24 protein-coding genes and 1 pseudogene are annotated in these 26,664 nt (G+C 72.6%); 11 read left to right on the top strand and 14 right to left on the bottom strand.

Annotated features, from left to right (window positions below; all coding sequences use genetic code 11):
* The first annotated feature begins 107 nt into the window (after nucleotides 1-107).
* Together O3W51_RS10040 and O3W51_RS10035 are read left to right on the top strand one after the other, a co-directional pair.
* Nucleotides 108-1,541, top strand: coding sequence for an amidase (locus O3W51_RS10040; RefSeq protein ID WP_269285251.1), 1,434 nt, complete (start codon nucleotides 108-110; stop codon nucleotides 1,539-1,541).
* Between the two features lie 127 nt (nucleotides 1,542-1,668).
* Nucleotides 1,669-2,130 (top strand): MaoC family dehydratase, encoded by a 462-nt coding sequence (locus O3W51_RS10035; protein WP_138353301.1) that lies wholly within the window; start codon nucleotides 1,669-1,671, stop codon nucleotides 2,128-2,130.
* 5 nt (nucleotides 2,131-2,135) lie between these two features.
* Here the strand turns inward: O3W51_RS10035 and O3W51_RS10030 are convergent, their stop codons facing one another.
* Together O3W51_RS10030 and O3W51_RS10025 are read right to left on the bottom strand one after the other, a co-directional pair.
* The gene (locus tag O3W51_RS10030) at nucleotides 2,136-2,753 is read right to left on the bottom strand and encodes a TetR/AcrR family transcriptional regulator (protein ID WP_138353302.1); all 618 of its coding nucleotides are present in this window, start codon (nucleotides 2,751-2,753) and stop codon (nucleotides 2,136-2,138) included.
* A gap of 66 nt (nucleotides 2,754-2,819) precedes the next feature.
* Entirely contained in the window at nucleotides 2,820-3,980 is a 1,161-nt protein-coding gene (locus tag O3W51_RS10025) for an acyl-CoA dehydrogenase family protein (RefSeq protein WP_269285249.1), read from the bottom strand.
* Between the two features lie 63 nt (nucleotides 3,981-4,043).
* Between O3W51_RS10025 and O3W51_RS10020 the strand changes: the two genes are divergently transcribed.
* Nucleotides 4,044-4,694 carry a TetR/AcrR family transcriptional regulator gene (locus tag O3W51_RS10020; protein ID WP_138353304.1) on the top strand — a complete coding sequence of 217 codons (651 nt, stop codon included), beginning with the start codon at nucleotides 4,044-4,046 and terminating at the stop codon, nucleotides 4,692-4,694.
* On the top strand, nucleotides 4,687-5,193 hold the full coding sequence (locus tag O3W51_RS10015) for a DUF402 domain-containing protein (RefSeq protein ID WP_198358251.1): 507 nt from the start codon (nucleotides 4,687-4,689) through the stop codon (nucleotides 5,191-5,193). The genes O3W51_RS10020 and O3W51_RS10015 overlap by 8 nt, the downstream gene beginning before the upstream one ends.
* A 68-nt stretch (nucleotides 5,194-5,261) precedes the next feature.
* Here O3W51_RS10015 and O3W51_RS10010 read toward each other — a convergent pair whose 3' ends face one another.
* The 4 genes from O3W51_RS10010 to O3W51_RS09995 all read right to left on the bottom strand — a co-directional run bounded on the left by O3W51_RS10010 (nucleotide 5,262) and on the right by O3W51_RS09995 (nucleotide 11,090).
* Nucleotides 5,262-6,365, bottom strand: a complete 1,104-nt coding sequence (locus tag O3W51_RS10010) for a Zn-dependent alcohol dehydrogenase (RefSeq protein WP_164293779.1) — start codon at nucleotides 6,363-6,365, stop codon at nucleotides 5,262-5,264.
* A gap of 166 nt (nucleotides 6,366-6,531) precedes the next feature.
* The gene (locus tag O3W51_RS10005; protein WP_138353307.1) at nucleotides 6,532-7,932 is read right to left on the bottom strand and encodes an aldehyde dehydrogenase family protein; all 1,401 of its coding nucleotides are present in this window, start codon (nucleotides 7,930-7,932) and stop codon (nucleotides 6,532-6,534) included.
* Between the two features lie 168 nt (nucleotides 7,933-8,100).
* On the bottom strand, nucleotides 8,101-10,338 hold the full coding sequence (locus O3W51_RS10000; RefSeq protein WP_269285244.1) for a molybdopterin-dependent oxidoreductase: 2,238 nt from the start codon (nucleotides 10,336-10,338) through the stop codon (nucleotides 8,101-8,103).
* A gap of 131 nt (nucleotides 10,339-10,469) precedes the next feature.
* Nucleotides 10,470-11,090 carry a TetR/AcrR family transcriptional regulator gene (locus O3W51_RS09995; protein WP_244809108.1) on the bottom strand — a complete coding sequence of 207 codons (621 nt, stop codon included), beginning with the start codon at nucleotides 11,088-11,090 and terminating at the stop codon, nucleotides 10,470-10,472.
* A gap of 118 nt (nucleotides 11,091-11,208) precedes the next feature.
* Between O3W51_RS09995 and hmgA the strand changes: the two genes are divergently transcribed.
* The 3 genes from hmgA to O3W51_RS09980 all read left to right on the top strand — a co-directional run bounded on the left by hmgA (nucleotide 11,209) and on the right by O3W51_RS09980 (nucleotide 14,720).
* Entirely contained in the window at nucleotides 11,209-12,516 is a 1,308-nt protein-coding gene (gene hmgA, locus O3W51_RS09990) for a homogentisate 1,2-dioxygenase (RefSeq protein WP_138353310.1), read from the top strand.
* Nucleotides 12,513-13,259 carry a GntR family transcriptional regulator gene (locus tag O3W51_RS09985; RefSeq protein ID WP_138353311.1) on the top strand — a complete coding sequence of 249 codons (747 nt, stop codon included), beginning with the start codon at nucleotides 12,513-12,515 and terminating at the stop codon, nucleotides 13,257-13,259. The genes hmgA and O3W51_RS09985 overlap by 4 nt, the downstream gene beginning before the upstream one ends.
* Before the next feature lie 90 nt (nucleotides 13,260-13,349).
* Nucleotides 13,350-14,720 carry a type ISP restriction/modification enzyme gene (locus O3W51_RS09980; protein WP_187144816.1) on the top strand — a complete coding sequence of 457 codons (1,371 nt, stop codon included), beginning with the start codon at nucleotides 13,350-13,352 and terminating at the stop codon, nucleotides 14,718-14,720.
* Between the two features lie 181 nt (nucleotides 14,721-14,901).
* Here O3W51_RS09980 and O3W51_RS09975 read toward each other — a convergent pair whose 3' ends face one another.
* Nucleotides 14,902-15,165: a hypothetical protein gene (locus O3W51_RS09975; RefSeq protein WP_138353313.1), complete on the bottom strand. Its 264-nt coding sequence runs from the start codon at nucleotides 15,163-15,165 to the stop codon at nucleotides 14,902-14,904.
* Between the two features lie 277 nt (nucleotides 15,166-15,442).
* Here O3W51_RS09975 and O3W51_RS09970 point away from each other — a divergent pair, with 277 nt between their 5' ends.
* The gene (locus tag O3W51_RS09970; RefSeq protein ID WP_198358252.1) at nucleotides 15,443-17,185 is read left to right on the top strand and encodes a serine/threonine-protein kinase; all 1,743 of its coding nucleotides are present in this window, start codon (nucleotides 15,443-15,445) and stop codon (nucleotides 17,183-17,185) included.
* On the opposite strand, the gene O3W51_RS09965 is transcribed toward O3W51_RS09970, so the two are convergent.
* Complete coding sequence (locus O3W51_RS09965; RefSeq protein ID WP_138353315.1) at nucleotides 17,155-17,949, bottom strand: SGNH/GDSL hydrolase family protein; 795 nt, start codon at nucleotides 17,947-17,949, stop codon at nucleotides 17,155-17,157. The genes O3W51_RS09970 and O3W51_RS09965 overlap by 31 nt on opposite strands.
* A 244-nt stretch (nucleotides 17,950-18,193) precedes the next feature.
* Between O3W51_RS09965 and O3W51_RS09960 the strand changes: the two genes are divergently transcribed.
* Nucleotides 18,194-19,384: a DUF5925 domain-containing protein gene (locus tag O3W51_RS09960; protein WP_198358253.1), complete on the top strand. Its 1,191-nt coding sequence runs from the start codon at nucleotides 18,194-18,196 to the stop codon at nucleotides 19,382-19,384.
* Between the two features lie 131 nt (nucleotides 19,385-19,515).
* On the opposite strand, the gene O3W51_RS09955 is transcribed toward O3W51_RS09960, so the two are convergent.
* From O3W51_RS09955 to O3W51_RS09945, 3 genes are all read right to left on the bottom strand, one after another.
* Nucleotides 19,516-19,890 carry a GntR family transcriptional regulator gene (locus tag O3W51_RS09955; protein ID WP_198358254.1) on the bottom strand — a complete coding sequence of 125 codons (375 nt, stop codon included), beginning with the start codon at nucleotides 19,888-19,890 and terminating at the stop codon, nucleotides 19,516-19,518.
* Between the two features lie 62 nt (nucleotides 19,891-19,952).
* Nucleotides 19,953-20,573, bottom strand: coding sequence for a CGNR zinc finger domain-containing protein (locus O3W51_RS09950; RefSeq protein ID WP_138353318.1), 621 nt, complete (start codon nucleotides 20,571-20,573; stop codon nucleotides 19,953-19,955).
* Nucleotides 20,574-20,672: 99 nt separating this feature from the next.
* Nucleotides 20,673-22,190, bottom strand: coding sequence for a carboxyl transferase domain-containing protein (locus tag O3W51_RS09945; RefSeq protein ID WP_138353319.1), 1,518 nt, complete (start codon nucleotides 22,188-22,190; stop codon nucleotides 20,673-20,675).
* Nucleotides 22,191-22,363: 173 nt separating this feature from the next.
* Between O3W51_RS09945 and O3W51_RS09940 the strand changes: the two genes are divergently transcribed.
* Nucleotides 22,364-23,371, top strand: a complete 1,008-nt coding sequence (locus O3W51_RS09940) for a lytic polysaccharide monooxygenase auxiliary activity family 9 protein (RefSeq protein ID WP_198358255.1) — start codon at nucleotides 22,364-22,366, stop codon at nucleotides 23,369-23,371.
* 95 nt (nucleotides 23,372-23,466) lie between these two features.
* Here the strand turns inward: O3W51_RS09940 and O3W51_RS09935 are convergent, their stop codons facing one another.
* The gene (locus tag O3W51_RS09935; protein WP_138353321.1) at nucleotides 23,467-23,913 is read right to left on the bottom strand and encodes a MarR family winged helix-turn-helix transcriptional regulator; all 447 of its coding nucleotides are present in this window, start codon (nucleotides 23,911-23,913) and stop codon (nucleotides 23,467-23,469) included.
* Nucleotides 23,914-23,998: 85 nt separating this feature from the next.
* Between O3W51_RS09935 and O3W51_RS09930 the strand changes: the two genes are divergently transcribed.
* Nucleotides 23,999-24,373, top strand: coding sequence for a cupin domain-containing protein (locus O3W51_RS09930; RefSeq protein WP_138353322.1), 375 nt, complete (start codon nucleotides 23,999-24,001; stop codon nucleotides 24,371-24,373).
* Here O3W51_RS09930 and O3W51_RS09925 read toward each other — a convergent pair.
* A pseudogene (locus O3W51_RS09925) lies at nucleotides 24,366-25,226 on the bottom strand (esterase/lipase family protein). The gene O3W51_RS09930 and the pseudogene O3W51_RS09925 sit on opposite strands and share 8 nt — an antisense overlap.
* A gap of 111 nt (nucleotides 25,227-25,337) precedes the next feature.
* Nucleotides 25,338-26,576, bottom strand: a complete 1,239-nt coding sequence (locus O3W51_RS09920; protein ID WP_269285233.1) for an MFS transporter — start codon at nucleotides 26,574-26,576, stop codon at nucleotides 25,338-25,340.
* Between the last annotated feature and the right edge of the window lie 88 nt (nucleotides 26,577-26,664).

Genomic DNA, 26,664 nt, shown 5'->3' with positions numbered 1-26,664 from the left:
CGGTTCCGGGCGGCGGCTTCGGGCGGGGTCTGGTCGCTACCGGCGGGTAGTGCGAGGATCGCGACGCACGGTGACGTGACGTCGAACAAGCAGAGGACGGGACAGCCATGGCGCAGCTGCACGATCTGACCGCGGTGGAGCAGGCGGAACAGGTACGAGGCGGATCCATTTCGCCGGTCGAGCTGACCGAGCACTATCTCGACCGCATCGAGCGGCTGAACGAGACCGTCGGTGCGTACATCACCGTGACCCCCGAGATCGCCCGCAAGCAGGCGGCCGACGCGGAGAGCGAGGCGGTGGCCGCGCGTCGCGAGGGGCGGGAGCTGCCGCCGCTGCACGGGGTTCCGGTGCCGGTGAAGGATCTCAACTTCGTGGCGGGGGTGCGCTGCACGCTCGGCTCGCGGGCGTACGCCGACCACGTTCCCGACATCGACGACCACGTGGTGACGAAGCTCCGCGAGGCGGGGACGATCCTGCTCGGCAAGACCAACACCCCCGAGTTCGGGCTGCCCTGTTACACCGAGAACCAGCTCGCGCCGCCCGCCCGCACCCCCTGGGACCTGGAGCTCTCCGCCGGCGGTTCCAGCGGGGGCGCCGCCGCGGCGGTCGCGTCCGGGCTGGCGCCGATCGCGCAGGGCAGTGACGGCGGCGGCTCGATCCGCATCCCGTCGTCGGTCTGCGGGCTGTTCGGCATCAAGCCGAGCCGGGGACGGATCAGCGGCGGTCCCGTGCAGCACGACGTGAGCGGTCTGAGCACGTCGGGGCCGATCGCCCGGAGCGTCGCGGACGCCGCCACGCTGCTCGACATCCTGGCCGGCCCGATGCCGGGCGCCCCGTACGCCGCGCCCTCGCTGCCGCCGGGCGCCAGCTTCGCCTCGTACGCCGGGGCCGAGCCCGGGCGGCTGCGGGTGATGGCGCTGCCGACCCCGCCGGTGCCGGGCGTCGAGCTGCACCCGGACTGCCGGGCGGCGTACGACGCGGCGGCGGAGCTGCTGCGGGGCCTCGGCCACCAGGTGGACGAGATGGAACTGCCGGTGGACGACAGCATCCGCGACGCGTTCAGCAAGGCGTGGGGGGTGATGTCGACCGTCTACCCGGTCGCCCCGGAGCACGAGGAGCTGCTGATGCCGCTCACCCGGCATCTGCGTGAGCAGGGCGGCCGGGTGTCGGGGGCGGAGTTCGCGGCGGCGCTGTACGCGTTCCGCGCGCTGGGACAGCTGATCGCGGACGCGCTGCTGTCCTCGTACGACGTCATCCTGACCCCGACGCTGGCCCAGCCGCCCGCCCCGGTGGGCGGGCTGCGCAATGACGCCGACCCGGAGGCGGAGTTCGCCGGCCTGGCGGCCTTCACGCCGTTCACCCCGCTCTACAACGCCACCGGCCAGCCGGCGGTGAGCGTGCCGCTGCACTGGACGCCGGCCGGTCTGCCGATCGGCGTGATGTTCGGCGGCCGGTACGGGGACGAGGCCACCCTCATCGCGCTGTCGGCGCAGCTGGAGGCGGCCCGGCCGTGGGCGCACCGGCGGCCCTCGATGTGGTGAGCGGACCCGTCAGGCAACGCTGAACCCTCCTGTGTCCGCCGTCCGGGCGTTGACACGGCCGACGCACGGAACCATGCTGAGCAAGCGCTTAGTAACCCGTCGGACAGTTGGGCACAGGAGGCATCAGATGTCGCAGGCCAGGATCTTCGCTTCGCTGGACGATCTCCGGGCGGCGGTCGGCGAGCAGCTCGGTACGACCGGCTGGCTGGAGATCGACCAGAAGCGGATCGACCTGTTCGCGGAGGCCACCGGCGACCACCAGTGGATCCATGTCGACCCGGAGAAGGCCGCGCAGGGACCGTTCGGCACCACCATCGCGCACGGCTATCTGACGCTGTCGCTGATCCCGTCGCTCACGCCCGACCTCTTCCGGGTCGAGGGCGTGAAGATGGGCGTCAACTACGGCGTCAACAAGGTCCGCTTCCCGGCGCCCGTCCCGGTCGGTTCCCGGCTGCGGGCGACCGCGCAGATCGCGGAGGTCACCGAGGTCGGCGGCGGCGTCCAGCTCGTCACCAAGGTGACGATCGAGCGCGAGGGCGGGGACAAGCCGGTGTGCGTCGCGGAGACGGTTGCCCGCTTCTACCTCTGAGAGCCCTACGGCTGCCGCGGGCCGACCATGCGCCCGACGAGATCGGCGTAGAGCACGCCGACGTCGTCCGGCGTACGGCGTCCGTCGGGGTTGAACCAGCGGGCGACGTCGATGCACAGCGACAGGATGGCGAGCGCCGTACCGGCGACGTCCGGCACGTCGAACTCGCCGGTCCGTACGCCGTCCTCGATGATCGAGCGGACCGCGCGCTCGGACTTGCGGCGCAGAGCGACGATCTCGGTGTAGTGGTCCTCGGCGAGGGCGCCCAGCTCGTACTGCACGACGCGCGCGGTGGTGTGCCGCTCCGCGTGCCAGCTGACGAAGGCCCGGACGGCGACGGCGAGCCGCTCGCCCGGCGCGCCGGCGCCGTTGGCGGCCTCTTCGAGCAGCCCGACCGAGCGCAGATGGCCGACCCGGCTGATCTGGTAGAGCAGCTCTTCTTTGGTCTTGTAGTGGATGTAGAGCGCGGCGGGGCTCATCCCGGCGCGCCCGGCGATGTCGCGGGTCGTCGTCGCGTGATACCCGCGCTCGGCGAACGCCTCGACCGCGGCGATCACCAGCCGACGGGCCGCATCGGGGGTGACGTCGCTCCACGCGTCGGGCGTTCCTGCCTCCACATCCATGGCCGACACCCTACAGCCAAGGTGAGCAAGCGCTTAGATACCGGCCGGTCGGTCAATCGGACCGGGCTAGAAGGCGGAGACCCCGGTCAGGGCGCGCCCGATGAGCAGCTTGTGGATCTGACTGGTGCCCTCGTACAACGTCATGACGCGCGCGTCCCGCAGCAGCTTCCCCGCCGGGTACTCGTCGATGTACCCGTACCCGCCGAACACCTGCAGCGCGTTGTTGGCGGCGCGCACCGCGGCCTCGCTCGCGTAGAGCTTCGCCACCGAGGACTCGGTGGCGAAGGGCAGCCCGCGGTCGATGTGGTCGGCGACCCGCCAGGTGAGGAGCCGGGCGGCGTCCACGTCCACGGCGATGTCGGATATCAGCTCCTGCACCAGCTGGTGGTGAGCGATCGGCTTGCCGAACTGCTCGCGCTCCCCCGCGTACGCCACGGCCGCGTCCAGGCACGCCTGGGCGATCCCGACACAGCCCGCCGCGACCGACATCCGGCCCTTGGCCAGGGCGGACATCGCGACCGAGAAGCCCTTGCCCTCGGGCGCGATCATCGCGGAGGCCGGTACGCGGACACCGTCGAGCACCAGCTCGGCGGTGGCCTGGCCGCGCAGCCCGAGCTTCCCGTGGATCTCCGTGCGGGTCAGCTCAGGGGTGTCGGTGGGCACCAGGAAGGCACTGACGCCCTTGTGACCCGGCGCCGTCGCGGGGTCGCCGGTGCGCGCGAAGAGCAGCACGACATCGGCCCAGGTGCCGTTGGTGATGAACATCTTCGAGCCGGTGATGACGTACGAGTCCCCGTCGCGCACCGCCCGCGTCGTCAGGTTCGCGGCGTCCGAGCCGGTACCGGGCTCGGTCAGCCCGAAGCAGCCGACCGCCTCACCGGACGTGAGCCGCGGCAGCCACGCGCGCTTCTGCTCCTCGCTCCCCCAGTACGCGATCGACTTGGCGACCAGCCCCAACGACACCGAGACGATGCCGCGCACGGCGGAGTCGCCACGCCCCAGCTCCTCGGTGACGAGGCAGTACGCGAGATGATCACCGCCCGAGCCGCCGTACTCCTCGTCGATGGTGAGCCCGAGGAACCCGAGCGCGCCGAGCTTCTTGACGATCCCCCGGTCCACACTCTCGGCGCGGTCCCACTCCACCACGTGCGGCGTGATCTCGCGCTCCGTGAAGTCCCTGGCGAGCTGCCGGACGGCGGTCTGCTCCTGCGAGAGCGCAAGGTCCACGGGGGGCACCTCCCATAAATTAGCACCGCTAGTTTTCAGTACGCAGGCCCTACTATGCGTGGCATGGCCCGCCCTCGCAAGCCCCTCCTGAACCGCGAACTCATCGTCGCCGCGGCGCTCACGCTCGTGGACACGGAAGGCCTGCAGGCGCTCTCGACCCGGCGGCTCGCGGCCGTACTCGGGGTCAGCGGGCCGTCGCTCTACAACCACTTCAAGGTCAAGGACGACATCCTGGACGCGGTCGCCGACACGGTCGTCTCCCAGGTCGATCTGTCGATGTTCCAGGGCGGCCCCGACTGGCGGACAGCGCTCCTGGAATGGGGCCGCTCCTACCGCGCGGCCCTCACCGCCCACCCCAACATCGTGCCGTTCCTCGCCCAGGGCCCCGGCCGCCGGCCGGCCGGCCTCCGCATGGCCGACGCCGTCTTCGGCGGCATGGTCGACGCCGGCTGGCCCCCCGCCCACGCGACCCGCATCGGCGCGCTGATGCGGTACTTCGTGGCCGGCTCGGCGCTCGGCTCCTTCGCCCGCGGCTTCGTCGACGACGCGGGAGCGTACGACCCGGCCGACTACCCGCACCTGGGCAGCGCGCATCTGCTGGCGGAACATCAGCAGCAGGTCGACGAGGGGGCTTTCGACCAGGGCTTGCAGGCCCTGGTCGACGGACTCTCCATCCAGTTCAAGGACGGCGGTTACGATGCCCCGCATGTCTGATGACGTGCGGGTGGAGTACCGGAAGTACGACGGATCGTTGCACTGGAACATGGCCATGCGCCGACTGGGCGAGGACGAGCACGGCGTCTGGCTCGGGGCGCCCAAGGGAAGCGTCTCGCGGAAGGGCCACGGCCCGGAGATCGTGTTCGCCGACGCGTACGTGCTGCTGTTCCCCCGCGAAGCGTGGTGGACCGGCACCTTCAACGCGGCGCCCCGCCGCACCGAGATCTACTGCGACATCACCACGCCGCCGCAGTGGCTCTCCCCCACCGAGGTCACCATGATCGACCTGGATCTCGACGTCATCCGCAAGCGCGGCGAGCCGACACCGCTCCTGGTGGACGAGGACGAGTTCGCCGAGCATCAGGTGCGCTACGGATATCCGGCCGACGTCATCGAGCAGGCCGCCGGAGCGGCGCAATGGCTCATGCAGCAAGTAGGCGACGGAGCCGAGCCGTTCACCACGGCCTACCGCGGGTGGCTCGCCCAGGTCGAGTAGAGACGGCGCGGCAGTCGATTTCGAACCGCCGCCCCGCAGGACCCGGGCACCGCACCCACCACGCACCATCAGTCGAAAACCACCAAAGCCCGGCCACCCCGCCCAGCCGTCATAGCCTCGAACGCCGCCGGGATGCCGTCCAGGCCAATGCGTTCCGTCACCATCGCGCCCAGGTCGAGACGCCCCGCCCGAATGTGTTCCGCGAGCACCGGCAGGTCCCTGGCCGGGTCGCTGTTCCCGTACACGCAGCCGGACAAGGTACGGCCGAAGTAGAACAGTTCCAGCGCGGAGAACGTGACCTGCTGGTCCTGGCCGCCGATGCCGACGACCGTCGTCCGCCCGCCGCGGCGGGTCGCCGACCAGGCGGTCCGGATGGTGTCGGCGCGGCCGACACACTCGATCGCGACGTCCGTCCCGTACCCGCCCGTCAGCTTGCGGATCCGCTTCGCGGTGTCCGACGTGCCGGAGGAGTCGTCGGAGGCGAGCACGAACTCGGTGGCCCCCGCCGCCCTCGCCAGTTCTTCCTTCGCCGGCGAGACGTCGACGGCGATCACCGGCCCGGCGCCCGCGATGCGGGCGGACTGCAGCACGGACAGCCCGACGCCCCCGACCCCGAAGACCGCGACCGACTCCCCGGCGCGGACCCGCGCGGCGTGGTGGACGGCCCCGTAACCGGTGAGGACCGCGCAGCCGAGCAGGGCGGCGTCCGTGAGCGGGATCCCGTCCGGCAGCGGCAGGATCGCGTTCTCAGGGACGACCGTCTCCTCGGCGAAGACGGCGGTGCCCAGGCCCGGGTACAGCTCGCTGCCGTCGGCGGAGAGCTTCGCGTACGGGACGGTGGCGGCGGCGCCGGCGTTGGCGCAGAGCCAGGGCTCGTCCAGGGCGCAGAAGTGGCAGGCCCCGCAGGAGGGCGCCCAGTTGAGGACGACGCGGTCGCCAGGAGCGACCGCCGTGACCCCCTCGCCCACCTCGATGACGGTCCCGGCACCCTCGTGCCCGAGGACGGCCGGGACGGGCTGGCGCAGGGTCCCGTTGGACAGCGACAGGTCGGAGTGGCAGACACCCGCGGCGGCGAGACGCACCCGGACCTGGCCGGGGCCCGGTGCCGGGATCTCGATCTCGGTGACGATCAGGGGCTGGCTGACGGCGGGAAGGACGGCGGCGCGGACCACGGGGTTCCTCTCGGACTCTCTGCTGGGACTGCTCGGGTCACCCGGCTCTGACGGTGTTCGGGCAGCCGGAAGCACGGTACTCAATCACTGCGGAACACCGGACGGGGGCCGGACCCGGAACCGGCCCTCGGAACCGAACCTGAGCACCGGACCGGAGAACCGGACCTCAGAACTGCAGCGACTTCGTCTGCAGGTACTCCGCCAGCCCATGGGCACCGAGCTCCCGGCCGACACCCGACTGCTTGTACCCGCCGAACGGCGCCAGCGGGTTGAACCGGCCGCCGTTGATGTCGACCTGCCCGGTGTCCATCCGGCGGGCGAAGGCCACGGCTTCGGACTCCTCGGCCGCCCAGACCGCGCCCGCGAGACCGTAGACGGTGCCGTTGGCGATGCGCAGGGCGTCGTCCTCGTCCTGGTACTTCAGGATCGCGACGACCGGGCCGAAGATCTCCTCCTGGGCGATGGTCATGTCCGGGGTGACGTCGGCGAAGACGGTCGGCCGGATGTAGTAGCCGTCGCCGAAGCCCTCGGGGGCGTCGGGCCCGCCCGCGACGACCCTGGCGCCCTCCTCGATGCCGCGCCGGATGTAGCCGCGGACCCGGTCGCGCTGTTTGGCGTTGACGACCGGCCCGAGCCGGTCCCCCGGCACGTACTTGGCGGCGGCGGCCGTGGCGATCTCCACGGCCTCGTCGTACCGGTCGGCGTCGACGAGCATGCGCGTCCAGGCGCTGCAGGTCTGGCCGGAGTTGGCGAAGACATTGCCGAGCCCCACGTTGACCGCCTTGGCGAGATCGGCGCTCGGCAGGATGACGTTGGCGGACTTGCCGCCGAGTTCGAGGGCGACGCGCTTGACGGCGGCGCCCGCGGTGGCGCCGATCTGCTTGCCGACGGCGGTGGAGCCGGTGAACGAGACGAGGTCCACGCCGTCGTGGGCGGCCAGCGCCTGTCCGGCGACCGGGCCGAGGCCGGTGACGAGGTTGAACACCCCGGCCGGGATGCCCGCCTCGTCGACGGCCTCGGCGAAGAGCTGCGCGGTGAGCGGGGTGTCCTCGGCGGGCTTGAGGACGATCGTGCAGCCGGCGGCGAGCGCGGGGGCGACCTTGGCGACGATCTGGTGCAGCGGGTAGTTCCAGGGCGTGATGGCGCCGACGACGCCCACCGGCTCCTGCAGGACGGTGGAGTTGCCGACCTTCTCCTCGAAGGCGTACGACGCGGCGAGCTGCGCGTACGAGCCGGCGACGGCGATCGGCAGGTCCGTGTGGACGGCGGCGGCGAAGCCGAGCGGGGCGCCGAGTTCGGCGCTGATCGTCCCGGCGATCTCCTCGCGGCGGGCGGCCAGCCGGTCGCGCAGCGCGCCGATGAGGGCGGCGCGGTCGGCGGGGGCCGTCGCGGCCCACGCGGGGAGCGCGGCGCGCGCGGCCCGTACGGCGGCGTCGACGTCCTGCGAGGTGCCGGCCGGCACGGATCCGATGACCTGCTCGTCCGCCGGATTGACCACCTCGATCGACTCGTGCCCGGCGGCGGGGCGCCAGGCCCCGTCGATGTACATGCCGTCGTGAGCCTTCACGTCGTCGTCCTCCCGGTAGGGGGCGGGTCTGCCTGACCCACCCAAACTAGCGCCGTTAGTTTTCGCACGCCAGAGGCCCTTCCGTGCTCTGGCTCACGTGCGGACCCACGCCCGCGCGCCGCCCTGACAGGACGGATCGGGCGACCGCCCACGCCCGCCGGACGGAGATCAGTCACCGCCCGGGAGACCCGGGAGACCCGGCACACCCGGCAGCGCCGAGACCTGCACCGGGAAGCCGTTGAGGACGGCCGTGCCGGAGAGCGGGTCGAGGCGGCTGCCGTCCAGGAGTTGGTTGACGTTGACCCCGGGGTGCAGCCCTGCCGTGGCGAGCCGGGTGCCGCCGCGGTCGTGGCCCCAGCCGTGCGGCAGGCTGACCACGCCCGGGCGTACGGCGTCGGTGACCTCGACCGGTGCCTCGATCTCGCCGCCGTCGCCCTTCACCAGGGCGGTCCCCCCGTCCGCGAGCCCGAACCGGGCCGCGTCCTCGGGGTGGACCTGCAGGGTGCACAGGTTGGTGCCGCCGGAGAGCGCCGGCAGGTTGTGCATCCAGCTGTTGTTGGAGCGCAGGTGGCGGCGGCCGATGAGGACGGGCCCCGAGGCCCGTTCGGTCAGGGAGCGCAGCAGCCGCGGCACGTCGGCGGCGATCGGCGCCGGGGCGAGTTCGATCCGGCCCGACGGGGTGCGGAGCACCTCGGGGATGCGGGGGGCGAGCGGACCGAGGTCGATGCCGTGCGGCTGGGCGAGGACCTTGTCGAGGGTGAGGCCGTACGGGCCGAGGCGGAGCATGAGGTCGAGCCGCCGCTCATATCCGGTCCGGCCGCCGAGCCGGGCCGCCAGCTCGGCCGGGTCGCCGCCGTGCAGCGGCGAGAGCGGGTCGGCGGTCGCGCGGGCGAGCAGCCGGACGATGGCCTGTTCGTCCACGGCGGCGGGGTCCGCGTCCGGCCCGGCGCCGGACAGGATCTGGACCAGCCGGGCGTAGATCTCGGGCTCGCCGGGGCGGCCGTCCTCCAGTTCCACGACCGGGCGGCTGTACCGCACGGTGTTGCGGACGGCGAGCGTGGAGAAGGCGAAGTCGTAGTGCGCGCTCTGCGTCGGCCGCGGCGGCGGCAGGACGACGTGGGCGTGCCGGGAGGTCTCGTTGAGGTACGGGTCGACGCTGACCATGAAGTCCAGCCCGGCCAGCGCCCGGTCGAGGCGGTGGCCGTCGGGCGCCGAGAGCACCGGGTTGGCGGCGAGGGCGATGACGGCCCGGACGCGGCCTTCGCCGGGGGTGTCGATCTCCTCGGCGAGGGCGGTGCTGGGGAGTTCGCTCTTCACCTCGGGGTGGCCGGAGACCCGGCTGTGCCAGCGGCCGACGGTGAAGCCCTTGCCGGGCGCGGCGGGCCGGGGTGCCCGTGCGGTCGGGGAGAGCGGGAACATGGCGCCGCCGGGCCGGTCGAGGTTGCCGGTCAGCACGTTGAGCACGTCCACGAGCCAACTGCACAGGGTGCCGAACTCGACGGCGGTGCTGCCGAGCCGCCCGTAGACGGCGGCGCTGGGCGCGGCGGCCAGTTCGCGGGCGAGGGCGCGGATCTCGGCGGCCGGCACCTCGCACACGCCCTCGACGGCCTCCGGGGTGAAGGCGGCGGCGAGCGCGCGTACCTCCTCCACGCCGGTCACCTGGTCCGTGAGCGCGCCGAGATCGGTGAGGCCCTCGGCGAACAGCACCTGCACGACGGCGAAGAGCAGCGCGGCGTCGGTGCCCGGCCGCAGCGAGACGTGCCGGTCGGCGACCTCCGCGGTGCGGGTGCGCTTGGGGTCGATCACGGTGATCCGTCCGCCGCGCCGACGCAGCGCTTTCAGCTTGCCGGGGAAGTCGGCGGCGGTGGCCAGACTGCCGTTGGAGACCAGCGGGTTCGCACCGATGATCAGCAGATGATCGGTACGGTCCAGGTCGGGAACCGGGATCGCGTTCGGGTCGCCGAAGAGATAGCCGCACGCGACGTGCTTGGGCATCTGGTCCAGGGTGCTGGCGGAGAAGATGTTGCGGCTGCGCAGCGCGCCGACGATCTGCGCGGGGTAGAGGCCGCCCGCGACGGTGTGGACGTTGGGGTTGCCGAGGACGACGCCGACGGCGTCGGGCCCGTGCGCGGCGGTGACCGCGCCGAGCCCGGCGGCGACGGCGGCGAACGCCTCGGCCCAGCCGGTCTCGACGAGCCGGCCGTCCTGGCGTACGAGGGGGCGGCTCAGCCGGTCGGGGTCGGCGTCGAGGGCGCCGAAGGTCGCACCCTTGGGGCAGATGAAGCCGGCGCTGAACACGTCGTCGCGGTCGCCGCGGGCGCTCGTGACCGTGTCACCGTCAAGGGTGAGTGTCAGACCGCAGGTGGCCTCGCACAGCGGGCAGATACGCAGGGCGGTACGGGTCATCGGGCTCTCCTGGGACGACGGCAGCGCACGTACAGGCGAGCATACCGACCGGTATGCATGTGGGAACCCCCAGGACGGCCCCAATCGGGGCGAGGGCTCGACGAACCGGCCTGCCGTCCAAGAGAGGCGGCCTACCGTGCGAGATAAGCGCGCAGCATGCGTTTAGTCTCGGCGATCACGGCCGGATCCCCCGCCGGATCGGTACGGAAGGCCAGCTGGAGCAGGGCGTCGGCGGCCTCCACGCTGATCACGAAGGTGAGCCGGGCGTACGCGTCCGCCGGGTCGAGGCCCAGCCGCCCGGCGAGCAGTTCCAGCAGCCGGTCGGCGACGTGGCGATTGGGCTCGGATTCGCCGGGGATGCCGAAGTCGACGAGCTCGAAGCCGGGGGTGACGCCCTTCATCGCGATGTACTCGTCGACGACCACCCCGACGGCGACATCGAGCGACAGCGGCCCGGCACCGGCGCCCGCCCCGGGCGCCGCCCCGCCTCCCGGTTCCGCGAGGCGGGCCGTGACGCGGTCCAGGTACCGGTCGAGATTGCGCTGCGCCAGGGCGTCGGCCATCGCGCGCTTGTTGGAGAAGAACCGGTAGACGGAGCCGATGGGGACGCCGGCGCGTACGGCGACCGCGCGGGTGCTGAGGCTCTCGTACCCGGCCTCGTCCAGCAGCTGGGCGCAGGCGTCGAGGATGCGGCTGAGGCGTTCGGTGCTGCGCTGCTGCACCGGGGTTCGGCGGAGCCCTTGGCCGGTCACGGCACACCCTCCTTTTCCGGCCACCCTAGCGGCGGCGGGGTCCAAGGTCATTGACGGTTCGCCGGTCCCATTCCTATGGTCGACCATAGGAATGGGACAACGGCACCGGGAGCGCACGATGGGCAACACGCACGACACGGACCTCACGTACTCCCCCGGTTTTGGGAACGAGCACGTCAGCGAGGCGGTGCCCGGAGCACTGCCGATCGGCCGGAACTCTCCGCAGCGCGCCCCGCTCGGCCTGTACGCGGAGCAGCTCAGCGGCACCGCGTTCACCGAGCCCCGGCACCAGAACCGCCGCAGCTGGCTGTACCGGATCCGCCCCTCGGCCGCGCATCCGCCGTTCCGCCGGGTCGACAACGGCGCGCTGCGCAGCGCGCCCTTCCTCGACGTGGAACCGGACCCCAACCGGCTGCGCTGGAGCGCGCCCGCGCTGCCGGACGTCCCCACGGACTTCGTCCAGGGCCTGGTCTCCGTCGGCGGCAACGGTGACGTGCTGCGCCGCGAGGGCATCGGCATCCACTGGTACGCGGCCAACACGTCGATGGCGGACCGGGTCTTCTCGTCCTCCGACGGCGAGTTCCTGATCGTGCCCGAGCACGGCACCCTGCTGCTCCGCACCGAGCTGGGCCTGCTCCAGGCCGGCCCCGGCGAGGTGGCCTTGATCCCGCGCGGGATGCGCTTCCGGGTGGAACTGCTGGACCCGACGGCCCGCGGCTATGTCTGTGAGAACTACGGGCAGGCGTTCCGGCTCCCCGACCTCGGCCCGATCGGGGCGAACGGGCTGGCCAACGCACGGGACTTCCTGGCGCCCGTGGCCGCCTTCGAGGACCGTGAGGAACCGGTCGAGGTGATCAACAAGTTCGGCGGCAACCTCTGGGCCGCGACCTACGACCACTCGCCGCTCGATGTCGTCGGCTGGCACGGCAACCTGGTCCCGTACGTCTACGACCTGCGGCGCTTCAACGTCCTGGGGTCGCTGAGCTACGACCACCCGGACCCGTCGATCTTCACCGTGCTGACCGCCCCCTCCGACACCCCCGGGCTGGCCAACGCCGACTTCGTGGTCTTCGCACCGCGCTGGCTGGTCGGCGAGGACACCTTCCGCCCGCCGTACTTCCACCGCAATGTCATGAGCGAGTTCATGGGCCTGATCGAGGGCGCGTACGACGCGAAGGCCGAGGGATTCGTCCCGGGCGGCGCCTCGCTGCACAACATGATGTCGGCGCACGGCCCGGACCGCGCCACCTTCGACAAGGCCAGCGCCGCCGAGCTGAAGCCGCAGAAGGTCGACGACGGGCTGGCGTTCATGTTCGAGACCCGCTGGCCCGTCGTACCGACCAGCGGCGCGCTCGCCGCCGATCACCGGCAGGAGGGTTACGACGAGGTGTGGCAGGGCCTTGAGCGGCACTTCCCCACCTCATGACCGCCTTCGCCCCGGACTCGATCGTCCTCAACCGCAAACTGCCGCTGTGGTACCAGGTCTCGCAGTCGCTGCGCGCCTCGATACTGGGCCGCCGGCCGGACGCCCCGCTGCGGCTGCCGACCGAGGACGACCTGGCCGGCCACTACGGCGTGAGCGTGCTGACGATGCGGCAGGCCCTCAAGGAGCTGGAGACGGAGGGGCTGATCAGCCGGCACCGGCGGCGCGGCACCTTCATCGAGCCGACCGCGCTGCGCGGCGCGCCGGTCCGGCTGCTGGGCTCGGTCGACGCGATCGTGGCCCAGCAGTCGGGTGAGCACACCGCGGTGCTCGGGCACGGGACCGCGCCGGTGCCGTCCTGGGCCGCCGAGCACTTCCCCGATCTGGCGGAGGCGGCCTTCTTCCGGCGGCTGCGCTGCGAGGAGAGCGGCGAGCCGACCAACTGGGCGGAGAACTCCGTCCGTCCGGAACTCGCCGAGCGCATCGATCTGGCCGATCTCGAACGGTGGCCGATGACGAAGGTCCTGCGGGACGCGCTCGGCGTGCGGATCAGCCGCATCACCGACACGGTGGAGGCCCGGCTGGCGGACCCGGAGACGGCGCGGCTGCTCCAGGTCCCGCTGCTCAGCCCGATCCTGCACTACACCGGGGTGACGTACGACGATTCGGGCCGCGCGGTGGACGTGGTGCGGATCCACTACCGGGGGGACCGGTTCTCGTTCACCGTGACGATGGAGGCGCGCTGACACCGGGCGCCCGTCGCTTTGCTGTCGGTGGCAATCCGCACAGGTCGCGCTTCCCGGGTGGCGGTGCGGCCGCGAGCGCGGCTCAGTACGATGCCGACGGTGGGAAGCGCATCCGCGAATCCAGGCGCTGGGGAGGCCCGTGACGTGACGCCGCCACGAGCTGCCGGCTCCAACTCCGGGGCGGGCCATGGCGCTCCCGTGCTCGCCGATCTGATGCCGTGGTCCGTGCCGCCGCTGCTGTACGGGCGGTCCTGGGCGGTGGCGCCCGACGCGAAGGCGCTGCGGGCCCGCTGGGACGCGCTGCTGGCGGCGCCGGACGACGCGGAACGTGAGCGGCTGCTGCGTCCGAGCCGGGCCCGCGGACTGCACACCCCGGCGCCCCAGCTCGCGGTCCCGGGACGGGACGGGCCGCCTGCGGCCACCACCCGGCTCGCCCGCGAGAGCGGGCCGTGCCCTGATCCGGTCCGCGTCCTGCACGGCGCCTTCGACCTGCAGTGGCTGATCCCCGACCACCGGCTCATCGACGCCGCCCGCCCGGAGCTGTGGCGGGTCGCCGACGAGCGGCAGATCTTCGCCGTGGAGCAGGCCCGGCTCCCGAACGTCCCCGGTCCCGCACTGGCGTTCGGCGCCGTGCTGCCCGACGGCCGGTCCCCCGCTGGGAAACCGGGCCGGATCCGGCCGCTGTACCGGCGGCCCGGCGGGCAGGACCCGAACTTCGCGCCCGGCCTGACCGAACTGCTCGGTGAGCTCCTCGGTCTGCCGGTGGGCGCCGAGGACCTCCTCGCCTGGATCACCGTCGCGAGTCTGCCCGCCCGGGACCAGCGGGACGGTGTCGTGGTGCCGCTCACCCGCGACCCGGAACTCTGGCTCGCGGCCGTCGAGCTGGGCCGTACGTCGATCTGGCTGCACACCCGGGGCGAGCGCTGCGCGGATCCCGCCGTGGGCCGGCCCGCCGGCCATCCCCGGCTGCCCGGCGGCCGGCGCCCGTACGTGCGCGCGCCGCTTCCCCCCGCGCCACGGGCCGGGGAGCTGGAGTACGACCCGGAGGAGGAGGCGCTGCGGATCGGGGACGGGCTGGTCTCACCGGTGCCGGCCGCCGCCTGGGAGTTCCACGCGGGCGGGGTGCGGGTGCTGGAGGCCTGGTACGAGCGGCGGACGGCCGTCGCGGCCCCGGGGACGCTGGAGGCGCTCCGCCCCGCGCGCTGGACCCGGGAGACGACCACGGAGCTGCTCGAACTCGTCACCGTGCTCACGCTGCTGGCCGCGCTCCGTCCGGAGCGGCGGAAGCTGGCGGAGCGGCTGGCGGCGGAACCGGGGTCGCGGCGGGCGCGCGCGGCGGGGATCTCCGCCGACGCGCTGCGCCTCGCGGGGGTGCTGCCCGCTCCCGCGGGAGCACGGCGCCCCGCCTCGGTGCTGGACCATCACGAGGAAGGGCCGGACGGTCAGTTCGCGTTGCTGTGAACCGTGGGCCGAGGCGCACAGGTCGGCTCGCACGGTGGCACGTTCGGACGGCGCGGGTGGTCGCCACAGGTGTCCGAACGCACGCGGACGCGCGTAGAGCTCCTGCCGTTCACGGCGAGCACACCGCAACGCCGCTGGCCGCAGCGCTGTGCCGGGACGGTGTGACCGCCGGAAGGTGGGATCAGCCGCGGCTGCCGAACAGCGAGCGCCGCAGGCGTCGCAGAGGCGCGAACAGCGACACCCGTGCACTGCGGCTCGCCTTGGTGCGCGCCGAATCCCGCGATGTCAGCTCCCGCATCAGCAACGTCGCCTCCGCACTCTCGCGGTGCGGTACGGCAGGGCCGCCCAGTATCGCGAGATGACGGTCCAGACGTGTGCTGGTCGTGCTGCTTCCGCAGTTGATGGCAGGCACTCTCGGCCTGCTTCGCATAGCTATTTGTTCCATGACACTCCCCACCCGTACGAGGGCACCCGGCCCGGGCAGGGTAACCCTATCGCCCCGACGCGTCACCTGCGCATCCCAGGTCCCGGATTCACCTTCCGGTCCTGGGTGTTGACGACTGAACAGCGAATTGCCGCCGCACGCAAGGCAGTTGGCGGCCACCCGACAGCCGGAGCCTACCCCCGGCCGCTCCCACCATCATCGCCGGGACCGGCTTCAACCACGCGTGCTTGAGGTAGATTTCCTCCGAATCACTCCGGTTACGGGCGGGGGTTCGCACATGAGCGAAGGCACGGGCGGTGAGCGGGTGCTCGCGGACCGCTACCGGCTGATCGGCGAACTCGGCCGCGGCGGCATGGGCGTCGTGTGGCGGGCCCGCGACGAACTGCTCGGCCGGGAGGTCGCGGTCAAGGAGGTGCGGGCGCCCGCCGGCCTCGACGAGCGCGAGGTGCGGCAGCTGTACGCCCGCCTGGAGCAGGAGGGCCGGGCTGCGGCCCGGATCATCCACCCGAACGTGATCACGGTGTACGACGTGGCGGTGGCCGGCGGCGCGCCGTGGATCGTCATGGAGCTCGTCCGGGGGCTGACCCTCGCCGACGTCCTCGACGCGGACGGCCCGATGACCCCGCGGCGGGCGGCGGACATCGGCGCGCACGTCCTGGCCGGTCTGCGCGCGGCGCACGCCGCGGGGGTGCTGCACCGGGACGTGAAGCCCGGCAACGTCCTGATCGCCAATGACGGCCGGGTCGTCCTCACGGACTTCGGCATCGCGATGATCGAGGGCACCGCGGCGCTGACCCGCACCGGCGAGCTGATCGGATCGCCGGAATACCTCGCACCCGAGCGGGCCATGGGGAACGCCCCCGGGCCGGAGTCGGACCTGTGGTCCCTGGGGGTGCTGATCTACCGGTCGGTGGAGGGGGCGTCGCCGTTCCGCCGCGATTCGGCGTTGAGCACGCTGCGCGCGGCCGTCGACGACGAACTGCCCGAGCCGCGCCGGGCGGGGCCGCTGGGTCCGGTGCTGGAGGGGCTGCTGCGCAAGCGCCCGGCGGACCGCATCAGCGGGAGCGAGGCCCAGGAGATGCTGGACGCTGTTGCGGCCGGCCGCACCGGGCCGCCGTCCACCGGGTATCCCCCGGCCGCTTCCGGCTCCTCGCCCCGGACGAAGCCGCTACCGCAACCGCTGCCGCGACCGGTGCCGCAGCCGATGCCGCAGCCGATGCCATCCGGCGGGACCGGCGGCCCGACACCGCCGACCGTCCCGGGGTACGGATCCCCGTACGGGCCGGGGCCCTCGTCCTACGGCGCCGAGCCGGATCCGACGCGGCGCCGGCGGGTCGCGACGGTGCTGGCGGCGGGGGCGCTGGTGCTCGCCCTGACGGCGGGCGTGGTGGCCTGGACGCTGCTGGACCACGGGACGGAGGACGACAAGGCGTCCACCGGCGGGACCGGAGCGAGTTCGAGCAGCAGTACCCCGTCCACCGGCACGGGAACGTCCACGACCCGGACCACTCCGCCGACGACCACGGCGGGTCCGACGGTCACGACGACCACGGCGTCCCCTTCGTCGTCCGGCATTCCGGTCGTCAAGGTCACCATCAAGGTGACCGCCGAGCGGGAGAGTTATACGGGGCCATGCCCGGCGCCGTCCGGCCAGGCACCGGAGTTCACCGCGGTGATCACGGTGGACCGCACTCCGGCGACGGTGGTGTTCCGCTGGACGACGGACAGCGGCCGCAACTCCGACCCCGGGTGGAAGACCGCCGAGTTCGCCGCGGACGGCCCGAAGTCCCGGACGTACCAGCACACCGAGCTGTCGTTCGAGGCGGGCAAGCAGAGCACCGACCGGATCGTGGTGGAGGTCGGGGCCCCGAAGCAGTTCCGGTCCGACCCGGTGTCGTTCACCGTGGACTGCCGACCGGATCCGCCGACGTCGACGACGCCGGCGGCCGGGGTGAACGGTACGGATCGGTCAGCGCATCGGTCAGCGCATCAGGCGGCGGAGCTGAACGCGGGCAGGTAGCCGCCGGACTGGCCGGCCGCCTTGGGGTGGTAGGACTCGTCGATCGGGAACGTCAGGCTGTTCAGCCAGGGTGATCCCGAGCAGAGTTCGTGCCCGGTGAAGGTGCCGCGCACATCGGCGAAGCTGAAGCCGTGGTTGGCGGCGCGCTTGGCCGTCACGGTGTCGAGCTCGTCGGCCGCGCCGTTGATCGCGGCACGGGAGGTGTCACTGAGCCCGCCCCAGCAATTTCCGTTGATCTTGTAGAAGTGCGGGTAGCCCACCACGACCACATGGGCGTTGGGGGCCTTGGCGTGGATCGCGTCGTATACGTTGTCGAGGAGACCGGGGAGGGTGTTGTCCGCGTAGGTGCGAGCCTGCGCGATCCGGGCCAGACAGGTGCTCTCGGAGTTGAGCACACAGGTGGTCATGACGTCGGAGAAGCCCGCGTCATTGCCGCCGATGCTGATGCTCACCAGTCCGGTGGACGCGTTGAGCGGACCGAGCTGGTTGTTGAGGACGTCACCGGTACGGGCACCGGAGCAGGCGGTGAAGGCGAACGAGGACGGGGCGTGGGCCGCCGACCACAGTGCGGGATAGGCCTTGGTACTGCGCTTGCAGTCACCGCTGGAGCTGTCGTAGCTGCCGGCGCCGACGCCTGCGGAGTACGAGTCTCCGAGGGCTGCGTACGAGGGCGCCGCGGCGTGCGCGGGGGCCGCGCCGATGAGCGCGAGGCCAGTGGTGAGGATCAGCGCGGATACGGCTGATGCCAACCGGGACAGTCTCATGGAACCTCCCTGGGCAGGATCTCTGCGAGACCTGTTGTACCCGCCGGTAACCCACGGGGGGAAGTGTCCTGACCATGAATCTTTGTCGTGTGCATTGCATTCATATGAAACGTCCGTAACGCCTCAACTCCACGCCGACCAGGCCGCGTCCAAACCTCTTCCAGGCCTCGTTCCGGCCTCGTTCCGTGCCGCGTTTCCGGCCTGGTTCAGGGGTTGATTTCCGGCCCGGAAAAGCACTGGGCGGATGCGGCCCCCGTGCCGGATCATGGGCCGCATGTCCGCAAAGCCCCATGACCCGAGGAGGCCTGTGCCGCAGAGCCTGCCCGACCCCGCACACGCCCGGCACGCCCCGCGCCCGCCGCACCGCGCGGTACCCGTCCATCTGCGCCTGGACGACAGCGATTCGCCGTCCGACGTCGTCGACGCGCTCTTCCTCGGGCGCTTCACCTCCGGCGAGCAGCCGTACTCCCGCGGCGCGTCCCTGGAGAACGTCAAGTCCGGCCTGACGCTGATCCCGTCGGACGCCGCCGTGCTGCGCCAGGCCCGCGACAAGGACCGCAGCGCCACGCTCGCCGAGGGCGACGGCTGGACGATCCTGATCTCCCGCTGGAACCGCGGCGCGGACGTCACGGTCGCCGCCGTCACCGACGAACTGGCCGATCAGGTGCTCGCGCGGGCCGTCGAGGACGCCGAGGACGAGCCCGAACCCCAGCCCGAGACCGTGAACATGGGCTTCTGGTACGTCTCACCGCGCCGCGGCCCGCACCGCACCACCCGGCAGATCTCCGCCGCCACCTGGGAAGAGCTCCGCGGCAACTACACGGCCCCGGTGGCCGAGGCCATGGACGGCCTCATGAAGCTCACCAAGGACGACATCACCGGCCGGCTGCTGCTCCTGCACGGCCCGCCCGGCACCGGCAAGACCTCGGCGCTGCGCACCCTGGCCCGCTCCTGGCGCGACTGGTGCCAGGTGGACTGCGTCCTTGACCCCGAGCGGCTCTTCAACGACGTCGGCTATCTGATGGACATCGCCATCGGCGAGGACGACGGCACGGCCGGCGGCCGCTGGCGGCTGCTGCTCCTGGAGGACTGCGACGAACTGATCCGCGGTCAGGCCAAGCACCAGACCGGCCAGGCGCTCTCCCGGCTGCTCAACCTGACCGACGGCCTGCTCGGCCAGGGCCGCAACGTGCTCGTCGGCATCACCACCAACGAGGACCTGGAACGGCTGCACCCCGCCGTCGTCCGGCCGGGCCGCTGCCTGTCGCGGATCGAGGTCGGCCCGCTGACCCGCGACGAGTCCGCCGCCTGGCTCGGCACCACCGAGGGCATCGGGCGCGAGGGCGCCACCCTCGCCGAGCTGTACGCGCTGCGGCGCGGCGCCGGCTCCACCATCCCGGCTCCGGCCCCGACCTCGGACGGTCTGTACCTCTGATCGGTACCGGGTTCGGGTGGGGCTTCGGCCGGGTGTCGCGGACGTCGCAGGTGCGGCGCGCGCCCCGGAGCGAGGACCTGCCCAACGGCGGGGGCCTGTCCGTCGGAGGGGGCGTGCCCGCCGGAGGGGGCCTAGCTGTCGTAGGCGGCGCGCAGCGCTTCCTGGACGGCGGCGAGGGCGGCCGTGCGGTCCAGCCCGAGGCGGTGAGCGCGCTGCGCGAACTCCGCGGCGGCGGCAGCGGCCTGGCGCTCGGCGGCGTCGCCGGCGGCGGCGACGAAGGTGCCGTTCCGGCCGCGGGTCTCGACGACGCCGTCGGCCTCGAGGGCGCGGTAGGCCTTGGCGACCGTGTTGGCCGCGAGGCCCAGCTCCTCGGCGAGGCCCCGGACGGTCGGGAGCTTGTGGCCGACGGGGAGTCGGCCGGTGCGCGCCTGATCGGCGATCTGCTCACGCACTTGCTCGAAGGGGGCGGTGGCCGCGTCGGCGGCGACGGTGATCCTCAGGCTCATGGCGGCGATCCTGGCACAACGGGCCCGGCCGACGAGTTCACCCACGACCAGGTCGGCGCGCGTCAGCTCCGGTCCGGTTCCGTGTCCGCCCCGGTGCGCGTGCGCTGATAGTGGCGGGCGACCCGGGCCCGGTTGCCGCACGCCGGCTTGCACCATTCCTGCCGGCCGTGTCCCTTGACGAAGTAGCGCACGCAGCGCGGTGCCGTGCAGGCCCGCAGCAGTTCCCGTTGCGGACCCGCCAGGAACTCGATGGCGGCACGGGCCAGAGCGGCGACGATCCGCACCCCCGGGTCGTCTGCGGTGGACAGCAGCCGGACGGCCGGAGTCTCACCCTGAAGCCAGACCAGCTGAGGGGCGACCGGTTCACCCGCGGCCGCGGAGTTGAGCCGGTCGAGTGCCTGCTCGGCGGGCAGGAGGCGGTCGGCGTCCGCGCGGCTCGGCGGGGCGGGGCTCACGGCCAGGGCAAAGAGCGCCCGGACCGCCTGCCGGAGGGCGACGACACGGTCTCTGAGCTCCTCGTCCGCGGCGAATTCCGCGCCGGCGGCGCTGTGCACGGAGAGCAGGCCGGCCCACTCCTGGATCCAGCGGGTCGTCTCCTCGACGGTGGTGAGGTCGTCGGCGACGCCGCCGTCCCCGTCGTGCCGGACGGTGCTCACCAGCTCCAACGCCAGCTGACGTGCCATGGATCTCCCCTCTCCACCGCGGATCCGGCCGTTCGACGACCTCACCCCAGCCTACGACCCCTAATGAGGGAGAAGGGCTCTCTCATTAGGGCGCGAGCCTCACGAAGGCAGCCCGAGGTTGCGGTACCTGGCCCGCCGGGCGGCCAGCCGTTCGCCGCGGTCACGGGCCCGCAGAGCGGCCAGCTCGGTACCGAGCAGAGCGCCGAGGCGGGTGAGGAACTCGCCGGGGTCGTCCGCCGCGTCGGGAGTCTCCTCGACGATGGTGTCGACGATCCGGTTGGCGAGCAGATCGGCGGAACTCACGCCCTGCCGCTCCGCGACCTCGAACGCCCGGTCCGTCGTGCGGTAGAGGATCGCCGACGCGCCTTCCGGCGGGAGCGGCGAGAGCCAGGCGTGCCGGGCGGCGATGACGCGGTCGGCGGGCAGCAGCGCCAGGGCGCCGCCGCCGGCGCCCTGGCCGAGCAGCAGACAGAGGGTCGGTGCCCGGAGGGTGACGAGGTCGGCGAGGCAGCGGGCGATCTCCCCCGCGAGGCCGCCCTCCTCCGCCTCCCGGCTGAGCGCCGCACCCGCGGTGTCGATGACGGTGAGCAGCGGCAGGTCGAGTTCGGCCGCGATCCGCATACCGCGCCGCGCCTCCCGCAGCCCGGCCGGACCCAGCGGGGCGGGCCCCGCCTCGTCCGGGCGCCGGTCGTGGCCGAGCACGACGCACGGCGTCGGCCCGAACCTGGCCAGCGCGAGCAGCAGTCCGGGGTCACGTTCCCCCGCGCCGGTACCGCTCAGCGGGGTGACCTCCCGCCCGGCGCCATCCAGCAGCGCCCGCAGTCCCGGCCGGTCCGGGCGGCGCGAGCGCCGGATCGAGTCGGCGGTGGAGACCTCGGCAACCGTGCCCGCCCGCCGGTCGGCACCGGAAACAGCCTCCACGTCATCACCCGCCTCACCGCACAGCACGTCCAGCGCCCGCGCCGCGACCCCGGCCAGCTGTCCCGCCGGAAGCACGGCGTCGACCAGGCCGTTGGCCAGCAGGTTCTCGGCGACCTGGACACCGGCCGGGAACGGCTCGCCGTACAGCGCCTCATGGACCCGCGGACCGAGAAACCCGATCAGCGCCCCCGGTTCCGCGGCCGTGACATGGCCCAGCGATCCCCACGACGCGAGCACCCCGCCGGTGGTCGGATGCCGCAGGTACACGAGGTAGGGCAGGCCGGCCGCCTTGTGGTCGGTGATGGCGGCCGCGACCTTGACCATCTGCAGGAAGGCGATGGTGCCCTCCTGCATCCGCGTACCGCCGGAGGCCGGGGACGCGAGCAGCGGCAGCCGCTCCCGCGTCGCCCGCTCCACCGCGGTCACCAGCCGCGTCCCGGCCGCCACCCCGATCGACCCGCCGAGAAACCCGAACTCCCCCGCGATCAGCGCCACCCGCCGACCCCGGATCCGTCCCTCACCCGTGACGACGGATTCATCGAGTCCGGTCCGCAGCCGCGCCTTCTCCACATCGGCCCGGTACTCCGCCGCCTCGGGCAGCACGGTGACGGGCTCGTCCCACCGACGCCAGCTGCCTGCGTCGACGACGGCCTCGATCAGTTCCAGCGCGGCAGGCCGTCGGCTCGGTTCAGTCATGCCGCCACCCTGCCACGGCCGATCACCGGGGCGCGTTCTTAATCAGCTCTCAGGGGCCCCTTAACGCGCCCATAAAGATCGGGTTTTCGCAGTTGGCGGCGGGGTTCTGACGGTTCTTCGGGGCTAGCGTGCTGCTCGTTGGGCCCGTGCCACCGTCGAAGGAGACCCCCGGAATGACCGTACGTCGCAAGGCTGCCGCAGTCGCTGTCATGGGCTTCGGGCCGCTGGTGCTGACCGGCCTGGCCTCCGCTCCCGCGAGCGCGCACGGCTCGATGTCGAACCCGGTCAGCCGGGTGTCCGCCTGCTACGCGGAGGGTCCGGAGAGTCCGCGGTCCGCCGCGTGCAAGGCCGCTGTCGCGGCGGGCGGGACGCAGGCGCTCTACGACTGGAACGGGATCCGGGACGGCGAGGCGGGCGGGCGGAGCCGGTCCAAGGTGCCGGACGGAAAGCTGTGCAGCGCCGGCAACACGGAGTTCAAGGGGCTCGATCTGGCGCGGGCGGACTGGCCCGCCACGGCCATGAAGAGTGGTTCCTTCACCTTCAAGTACCGGGCCACCGCCCCGCACAAGGGCTCCTTCGACCTGTACATCACCAAGGACGGCTACGACCCGTCGAAGCCGCTGAAGTGGTCCGACCTGGAGGCGAAGCCGTTCGCGTCCGTCACCGATCCGACGCTCAAGGACGGCAGTTACACGTTCTCCGGCAAGGTGCCGCAGCGCACCGGCCGCCATCTGATCTACAGCGTCTGGCAGCGCTCGGACAGCCCCGAGGCCTTCTACACCTGCTCGGACGTGGTCTTCGGCAAGGACTCCGGCGGCTCGGCGCCGGCGCCGGCCACTCCCTCGCACAGCGCCACGCACAGCGCGCCGGCCACCATCGCGCCGTCGGCGGCCGCGTCCGCGCCGTCCGAGGCGCAGATAGCCGCGGGCGCCTCGCAGTCCACCGTCCACCACGACCACACGGCGGCGACCATGCCCGCCGCGGGCGGCAACGCGCCGCAGACCGACGGCTCCGCCGCGCCCACCACGCCTGCCGCCGGCACGAATCTCGCCGAGACCGGCGGCTCCAGCAGTACGGGGCCGCTCGCCATCGGCGGAGCCGCGGTGATCGCGGCCGGGGCCACGGTGCTGCTCGCGACCGTCCGTCGCAGGGCTACCGCGGCGGGACGTCGCCGCTCCTGACGACCGCTCCCCCTTACCCGGGGCGGCTGCCGCCCCCCGGGCAGGGGCACTGCTGTGTCATGGGCACCCGCAGCGGTCGGCTACCGGTTGGTCGGCTACCAGTTGGGACGGATCGGGCCGCCCGGCGCCAGCCGGGCCAGGTCGTCCCGCAGGGCCTGCAGCCGGCGCTCGCCGAGGAGGGCGGCCCAGGGGCGTACGGCGTCGGCGGCGGCCGCCTCCGCGGCGCGGGTGCAGGCCCAGCCGCGGTCGGTGAGAACGACGAGACGGGCGCGGGCGTCGTCCGGGTGCGGGCGGCGCTCCACGTAGCCCTTGCCGACGAGTTCCTCGACCATCTGGCTCGCCGCCTGGCGGCTGACGCCGAGGTGTTCCGCCAGGTCGGCGGCGGTCGCGCCGCCCGGTGCCAGCCGGGCGAAGGCGAACCCGTGGGCGGGCCTGAGGTCGTCGAAGCCGCGGGCGACGACACCTTCGTGGATCACGGCGGTGAGACCGCCGGCCGCGGCGAGCAGGGTCGCGGTCAGGCTCATGGCGTCAGCGTTGTTCACGGGAACAGCTTGACACACTACGCAAGCTGCTTGACTATATTGTCAAGCAACTTGCTCAAGCAGGTTGACCATATGGAGGTACGCCATGCCTGTTGTCACCGCAACCGAAGCCGTCGTCCACGAGATGCACGGCGTCCGTTTCGTCTCGTACATCCTGCCCGCGCACGGCAGCGAGGAGCTGTGCGCCTGGCGCGGCGAGATACCCGGCGGCACCGCGGGGCTCGCCCACACCATCACCCGCGAGGAGGTCTTCCTCGTCCTGAGCGGCACGGTGCGGTTCAGCATCGACGGCGAGGTGTCCACCCTGGCGCCGGGCGACGCCGCCGTCGCACCCTCCGGCTCCTCCCTGGGCGTCAGCAATCCCACGGAGGAACCGGCCACGATGTGGGTCACCACCAGCGTGGGCCTGGAGGCCGTCCTCGCCGATGGCTCCCGCATCTCACCGCCATGGGTCAGCTGAGCACGGAAAGGCAGGTCGTCCGGGTGGCGTGCGCCGGGTCGAGGGCGTTCGCCGCCTAATGGAAGGCGATCCGGTCGGTCAGGCCGATCGCGACGTGCTCGGAGATGTCCACCGAGCACAGATCCTGCAGCAGCACATTGCGTACGTTCGACCCGGACAGGAACTGCGACGTATACGGCGTGACGACCTCGTCGTAACGGGTCGCGATGACGGTGTAGCGCACCCCGGGGACGGTGTCGCCGCCCGCGTTGAGGGTCTGCATGAAGACCGATCCGGCCACCTGGTCGGCGAGTCCGGGGACGATCGAGTGGATGGCGTCGGCCGCTCCGGGGAAGTACGGGAGCAGGTTGGCCAGCCCGTTGAGGGTGGTTCCGTGGTTGTCGGGAGCCAGGCCGACGAGGGCGTTCACCTTCGCCGCGCCACCGAGGAACTTCAGGTAGTAGCGCGGCATCATGCCGCCCTGGGAGTGCCCGACCAGGTCCGCCTTCGGCGCCCCGGTGGCCGCCAGCACCTGGTCGGTGAAGTCCGCCAGCTGCTGCGCGGAGTCCGCGATCGGACCGAGCCCGTCGAAGAACGGGATGCCGGGCAGCTGACCGTAGTCGAAGGAGAAGACGCAGTAGCCCCGGGCCACCAGATAGGGGGCGAACCCGAGCCAGTTGTCGGTCCCGTTGCCGAACGTTCCGTGCACGAGCACGACCGGCCGGGGGTGCTCGGCGGACGGCCGGCACGAGAAGTTGTTCCATCCGCTGGACGGGGCCGAATGTGCGGTTGCGGCGGTGGCGGCGGTCGGTGCGGCCGTCACCGCACATGCCAGAGCCAGCGCGGTGAGCATGCGCTTCCAGGGCAGCCTCATGTGATCTCCTCGCAGGTCAGGGAAGTCTTGGGACTCCACCCACGCTGTGATCCGGATCACAAGGTTGTTACGTTCACGTCAACTTACGCGCCAGTAGCAAAGGGCGGCTAGTTACGCGTCGGTAAAGAATTGGCCACCCCGGTCCGCAGCGGAGGTCACCTCGTCCGCTTCCGCCGCCGGGACCTGGAACAGGCAGTACGCCGCGGCGAGCACTCCCGCCGTACCGACGGCGGCGAGCAGCAGGCGGTGGTCGACGACCGCGACGAGGCCGGCGCCCACCAGTCCGCCCACCGCGGTGGGCGCGAAGACGAGCGTGCTCGCGGTGGCCGCGACCCGGCCGATCAGTGCGGCGGGCGTCTCCCGCTGGACGGCGGTCAGCGCCGCGATCAACACCCACGGCAGCCCGACTCCGATCGCCGCGCCGCCGATCAGGGCGGCGGAGACCCACGGAGTGGCGCGTACGGCGGCCCCGAGGGCGAACAGCAGCATGCCGGTGGCCGCGAAGACCCGTTCCGGCATCCGCCGCAGCAACGCCCCCGCGACCACTCCCCCGACGACCGAGCCCGCGCCCTGCCCCGCGTACAGCACGCCCACGAAGGCGGGCGAACGGTGCAGGCCCGCGTCGACCACCGCGTAGATCGCCGAGCTGCCGAGCGCGGAGAGCAGCATGGCGATCGAACCGACGGCCACCAGACGGCGCAGCAGCGGATGCTGGCGCAGGTACCTGATGCCCTCGGCGGTCTGTTCGCGCCAGCCCGTCGTGGCGGGGGCGGGCGGTTCCTCCCGCACCCGGACCATCGCGAAGACGGCCGCGGCGAGCGCGAAGGTGACGGCGTCGAGCACGGCGACGGAACCGCCGCCGTAGCGGACGTACAGGCCGGCGCCGGCGAGCGGGGCGAGCAGCTTCATCGCCTCGTTGGCGGTCATCCGCAGTCCGTTGAAGTCGCCGCGCAGTTCGCCGGGGACGGTGGCGGTGACGACGGCGGCCTCGGCCGCGTCGCAGAGCACCGCCGCGGTCCCGTACAGAACGAGCACGGCGAAGAGGATCCAGACCAGGTCCGCCGTACGGACCACGAGCAGCAGCGGCAGCAGGGCGGCCATCGCGGCGTTGACCAGCACCAGGAGCGGGCGGCGGCGCACCCGGTCGACCACGGTGCCGAGCAGCGGACCGGCCAGCGTCGGGGTCCACAGACAGACGCCGACCAGCGCGGCGAGGCTGCTGGAGCCGGTCAGCGACTTCACCCAGATACCGGCGGCCAGCATCATCGCCGAGCTGCCGAAGCCGGAGACCAGCACCCCGGCCAGATACCTTCCCGCGTCGCGGTCGCGCAGGACCCCCCAGGCCGTCATGACTCCCAATCTAATGCTTGGGAGTCATGACGGCAACGGGCCCGACAGGGCGGAACAAGCGGCATCCGGGCGGCACTCACCAAGGGCT

The organism is Streptomyces sp. H39-C1, assembly GCF_027158125.1.
Taxonomy (GTDB): Bacteria; Actinomycetota; Actinomycetes; order Streptomycetales; family Streptomycetaceae; genus Actinacidiphila; species Actinacidiphila fildesensis.
This window is presented reverse-complemented; position numbering and strand designations above follow the sequence as displayed.

Coding starts and splice junctions, on each gene's coding strand:
- O3W51_RS10020 (WP_138353304.1), top strand. CDS start 4,044: ATGGCCCGCCCTCGCAAGCCCCTCCTGAACCGCGAACTCATCGTCGCC.
- O3W51_RS09960 (WP_198358253.1), top strand. CDS start 18,194: ATGCGGCCCCCGTGCCGGATCATGGGCCGCATGTCCGCAAAGCCCCAT.
- O3W51_RS10000 (WP_269285244.1), bottom strand. CDS start 10,338: ATGACCCGTACCGCCCTGCGTATCTGCCCGCTGTGCGAGGCCACCTGC.
- O3W51_RS09975 (WP_138353313.1), bottom strand. CDS start 15,165: ATGGAACAAATAGCTATGCGAAGCAGGCCGAGAGTGCCTGCCATCAAC.
- O3W51_RS09985 (WP_138353311.1), top strand. CDS start 12,513: ATGACCGCCTTCGCCCCGGACTCGATCGTCCTCAACCGCAAACTGCCG.
- O3W51_RS09965 (WP_138353315.1), bottom strand. CDS start 17,949: ATGAGACTGTCCCGGTTGGCATCAGCCGTATCCGCGCTGATCCTCACC.
- O3W51_RS09920 (WP_269285233.1), bottom strand. CDS start 26,576: ATGACGGCCTGGGGGGTCCTGCGCGACCGCGACGCGGGAAGGTATCTG.
- O3W51_RS09945 (WP_138353319.1), bottom strand. CDS start 22,190: ATGACTGAACCGAGCCGACGGCCTGCCGCGCTGGAACTGATCGAGGCC.
- hmgA (WP_138353310.1), top strand. CDS start 11,209: ATGGGCAACACGCACGACACGGACCTCACGTACTCCCCCGGTTTTGGG.
- O3W51_RS09950 (WP_138353318.1), bottom strand. CDS start 20,573: ATGGCACGTCAGCTGGCGTTGGAGCTGGTGAGCACCGTCCGGCACGAC.
- O3W51_RS10040 (WP_269285251.1), top strand. CDS start 108: ATGGCGCAGCTGCACGATCTGACCGCGGTGGAGCAGGCGGAACAGGTA.
- O3W51_RS10035 (WP_138353301.1), top strand. CDS start 1,669: ATGTCGCAGGCCAGGATCTTCGCTTCGCTGGACGATCTCCGGGCGGCG.
- O3W51_RS09940 (WP_198358255.1), top strand. CDS start 22,364: ATGACCGTACGTCGCAAGGCTGCCGCAGTCGCTGTCATGGGCTTCGGG.
- O3W51_RS10030 (WP_138353302.1), bottom strand. CDS start 2,753: ATGGATGTGGAGGCAGGAACGCCCGACGCGTGGAGCGACGTCACCCCC.
- O3W51_RS09980 (WP_187144816.1), top strand. CDS start 13,350: ATGCCGACGGTGGGAAGCGCATCCGCGAATCCAGGCGCTGGGGAGGCC.
- O3W51_RS09955 (WP_198358254.1), bottom strand. CDS start 19,890: ATGAGCCTGAGGATCACCGTCGCCGCCGACGCGGCCACCGCCCCCTTC.
- O3W51_RS09970 (WP_198358252.1), top strand. CDS start 15,443: ATGAGCGAAGGCACGGGCGGTGAGCGGGTGCTCGCGGACCGCTACCGG.
- O3W51_RS10015 (WP_198358251.1), top strand. CDS start 4,687: ATGTCTGATGACGTGCGGGTGGAGTACCGGAAGTACGACGGATCGTTG.
- O3W51_RS09930 (WP_138353322.1), top strand. CDS start 23,999: ATGCCTGTTGTCACCGCAACCGAAGCCGTCGTCCACGAGATGCACGGC.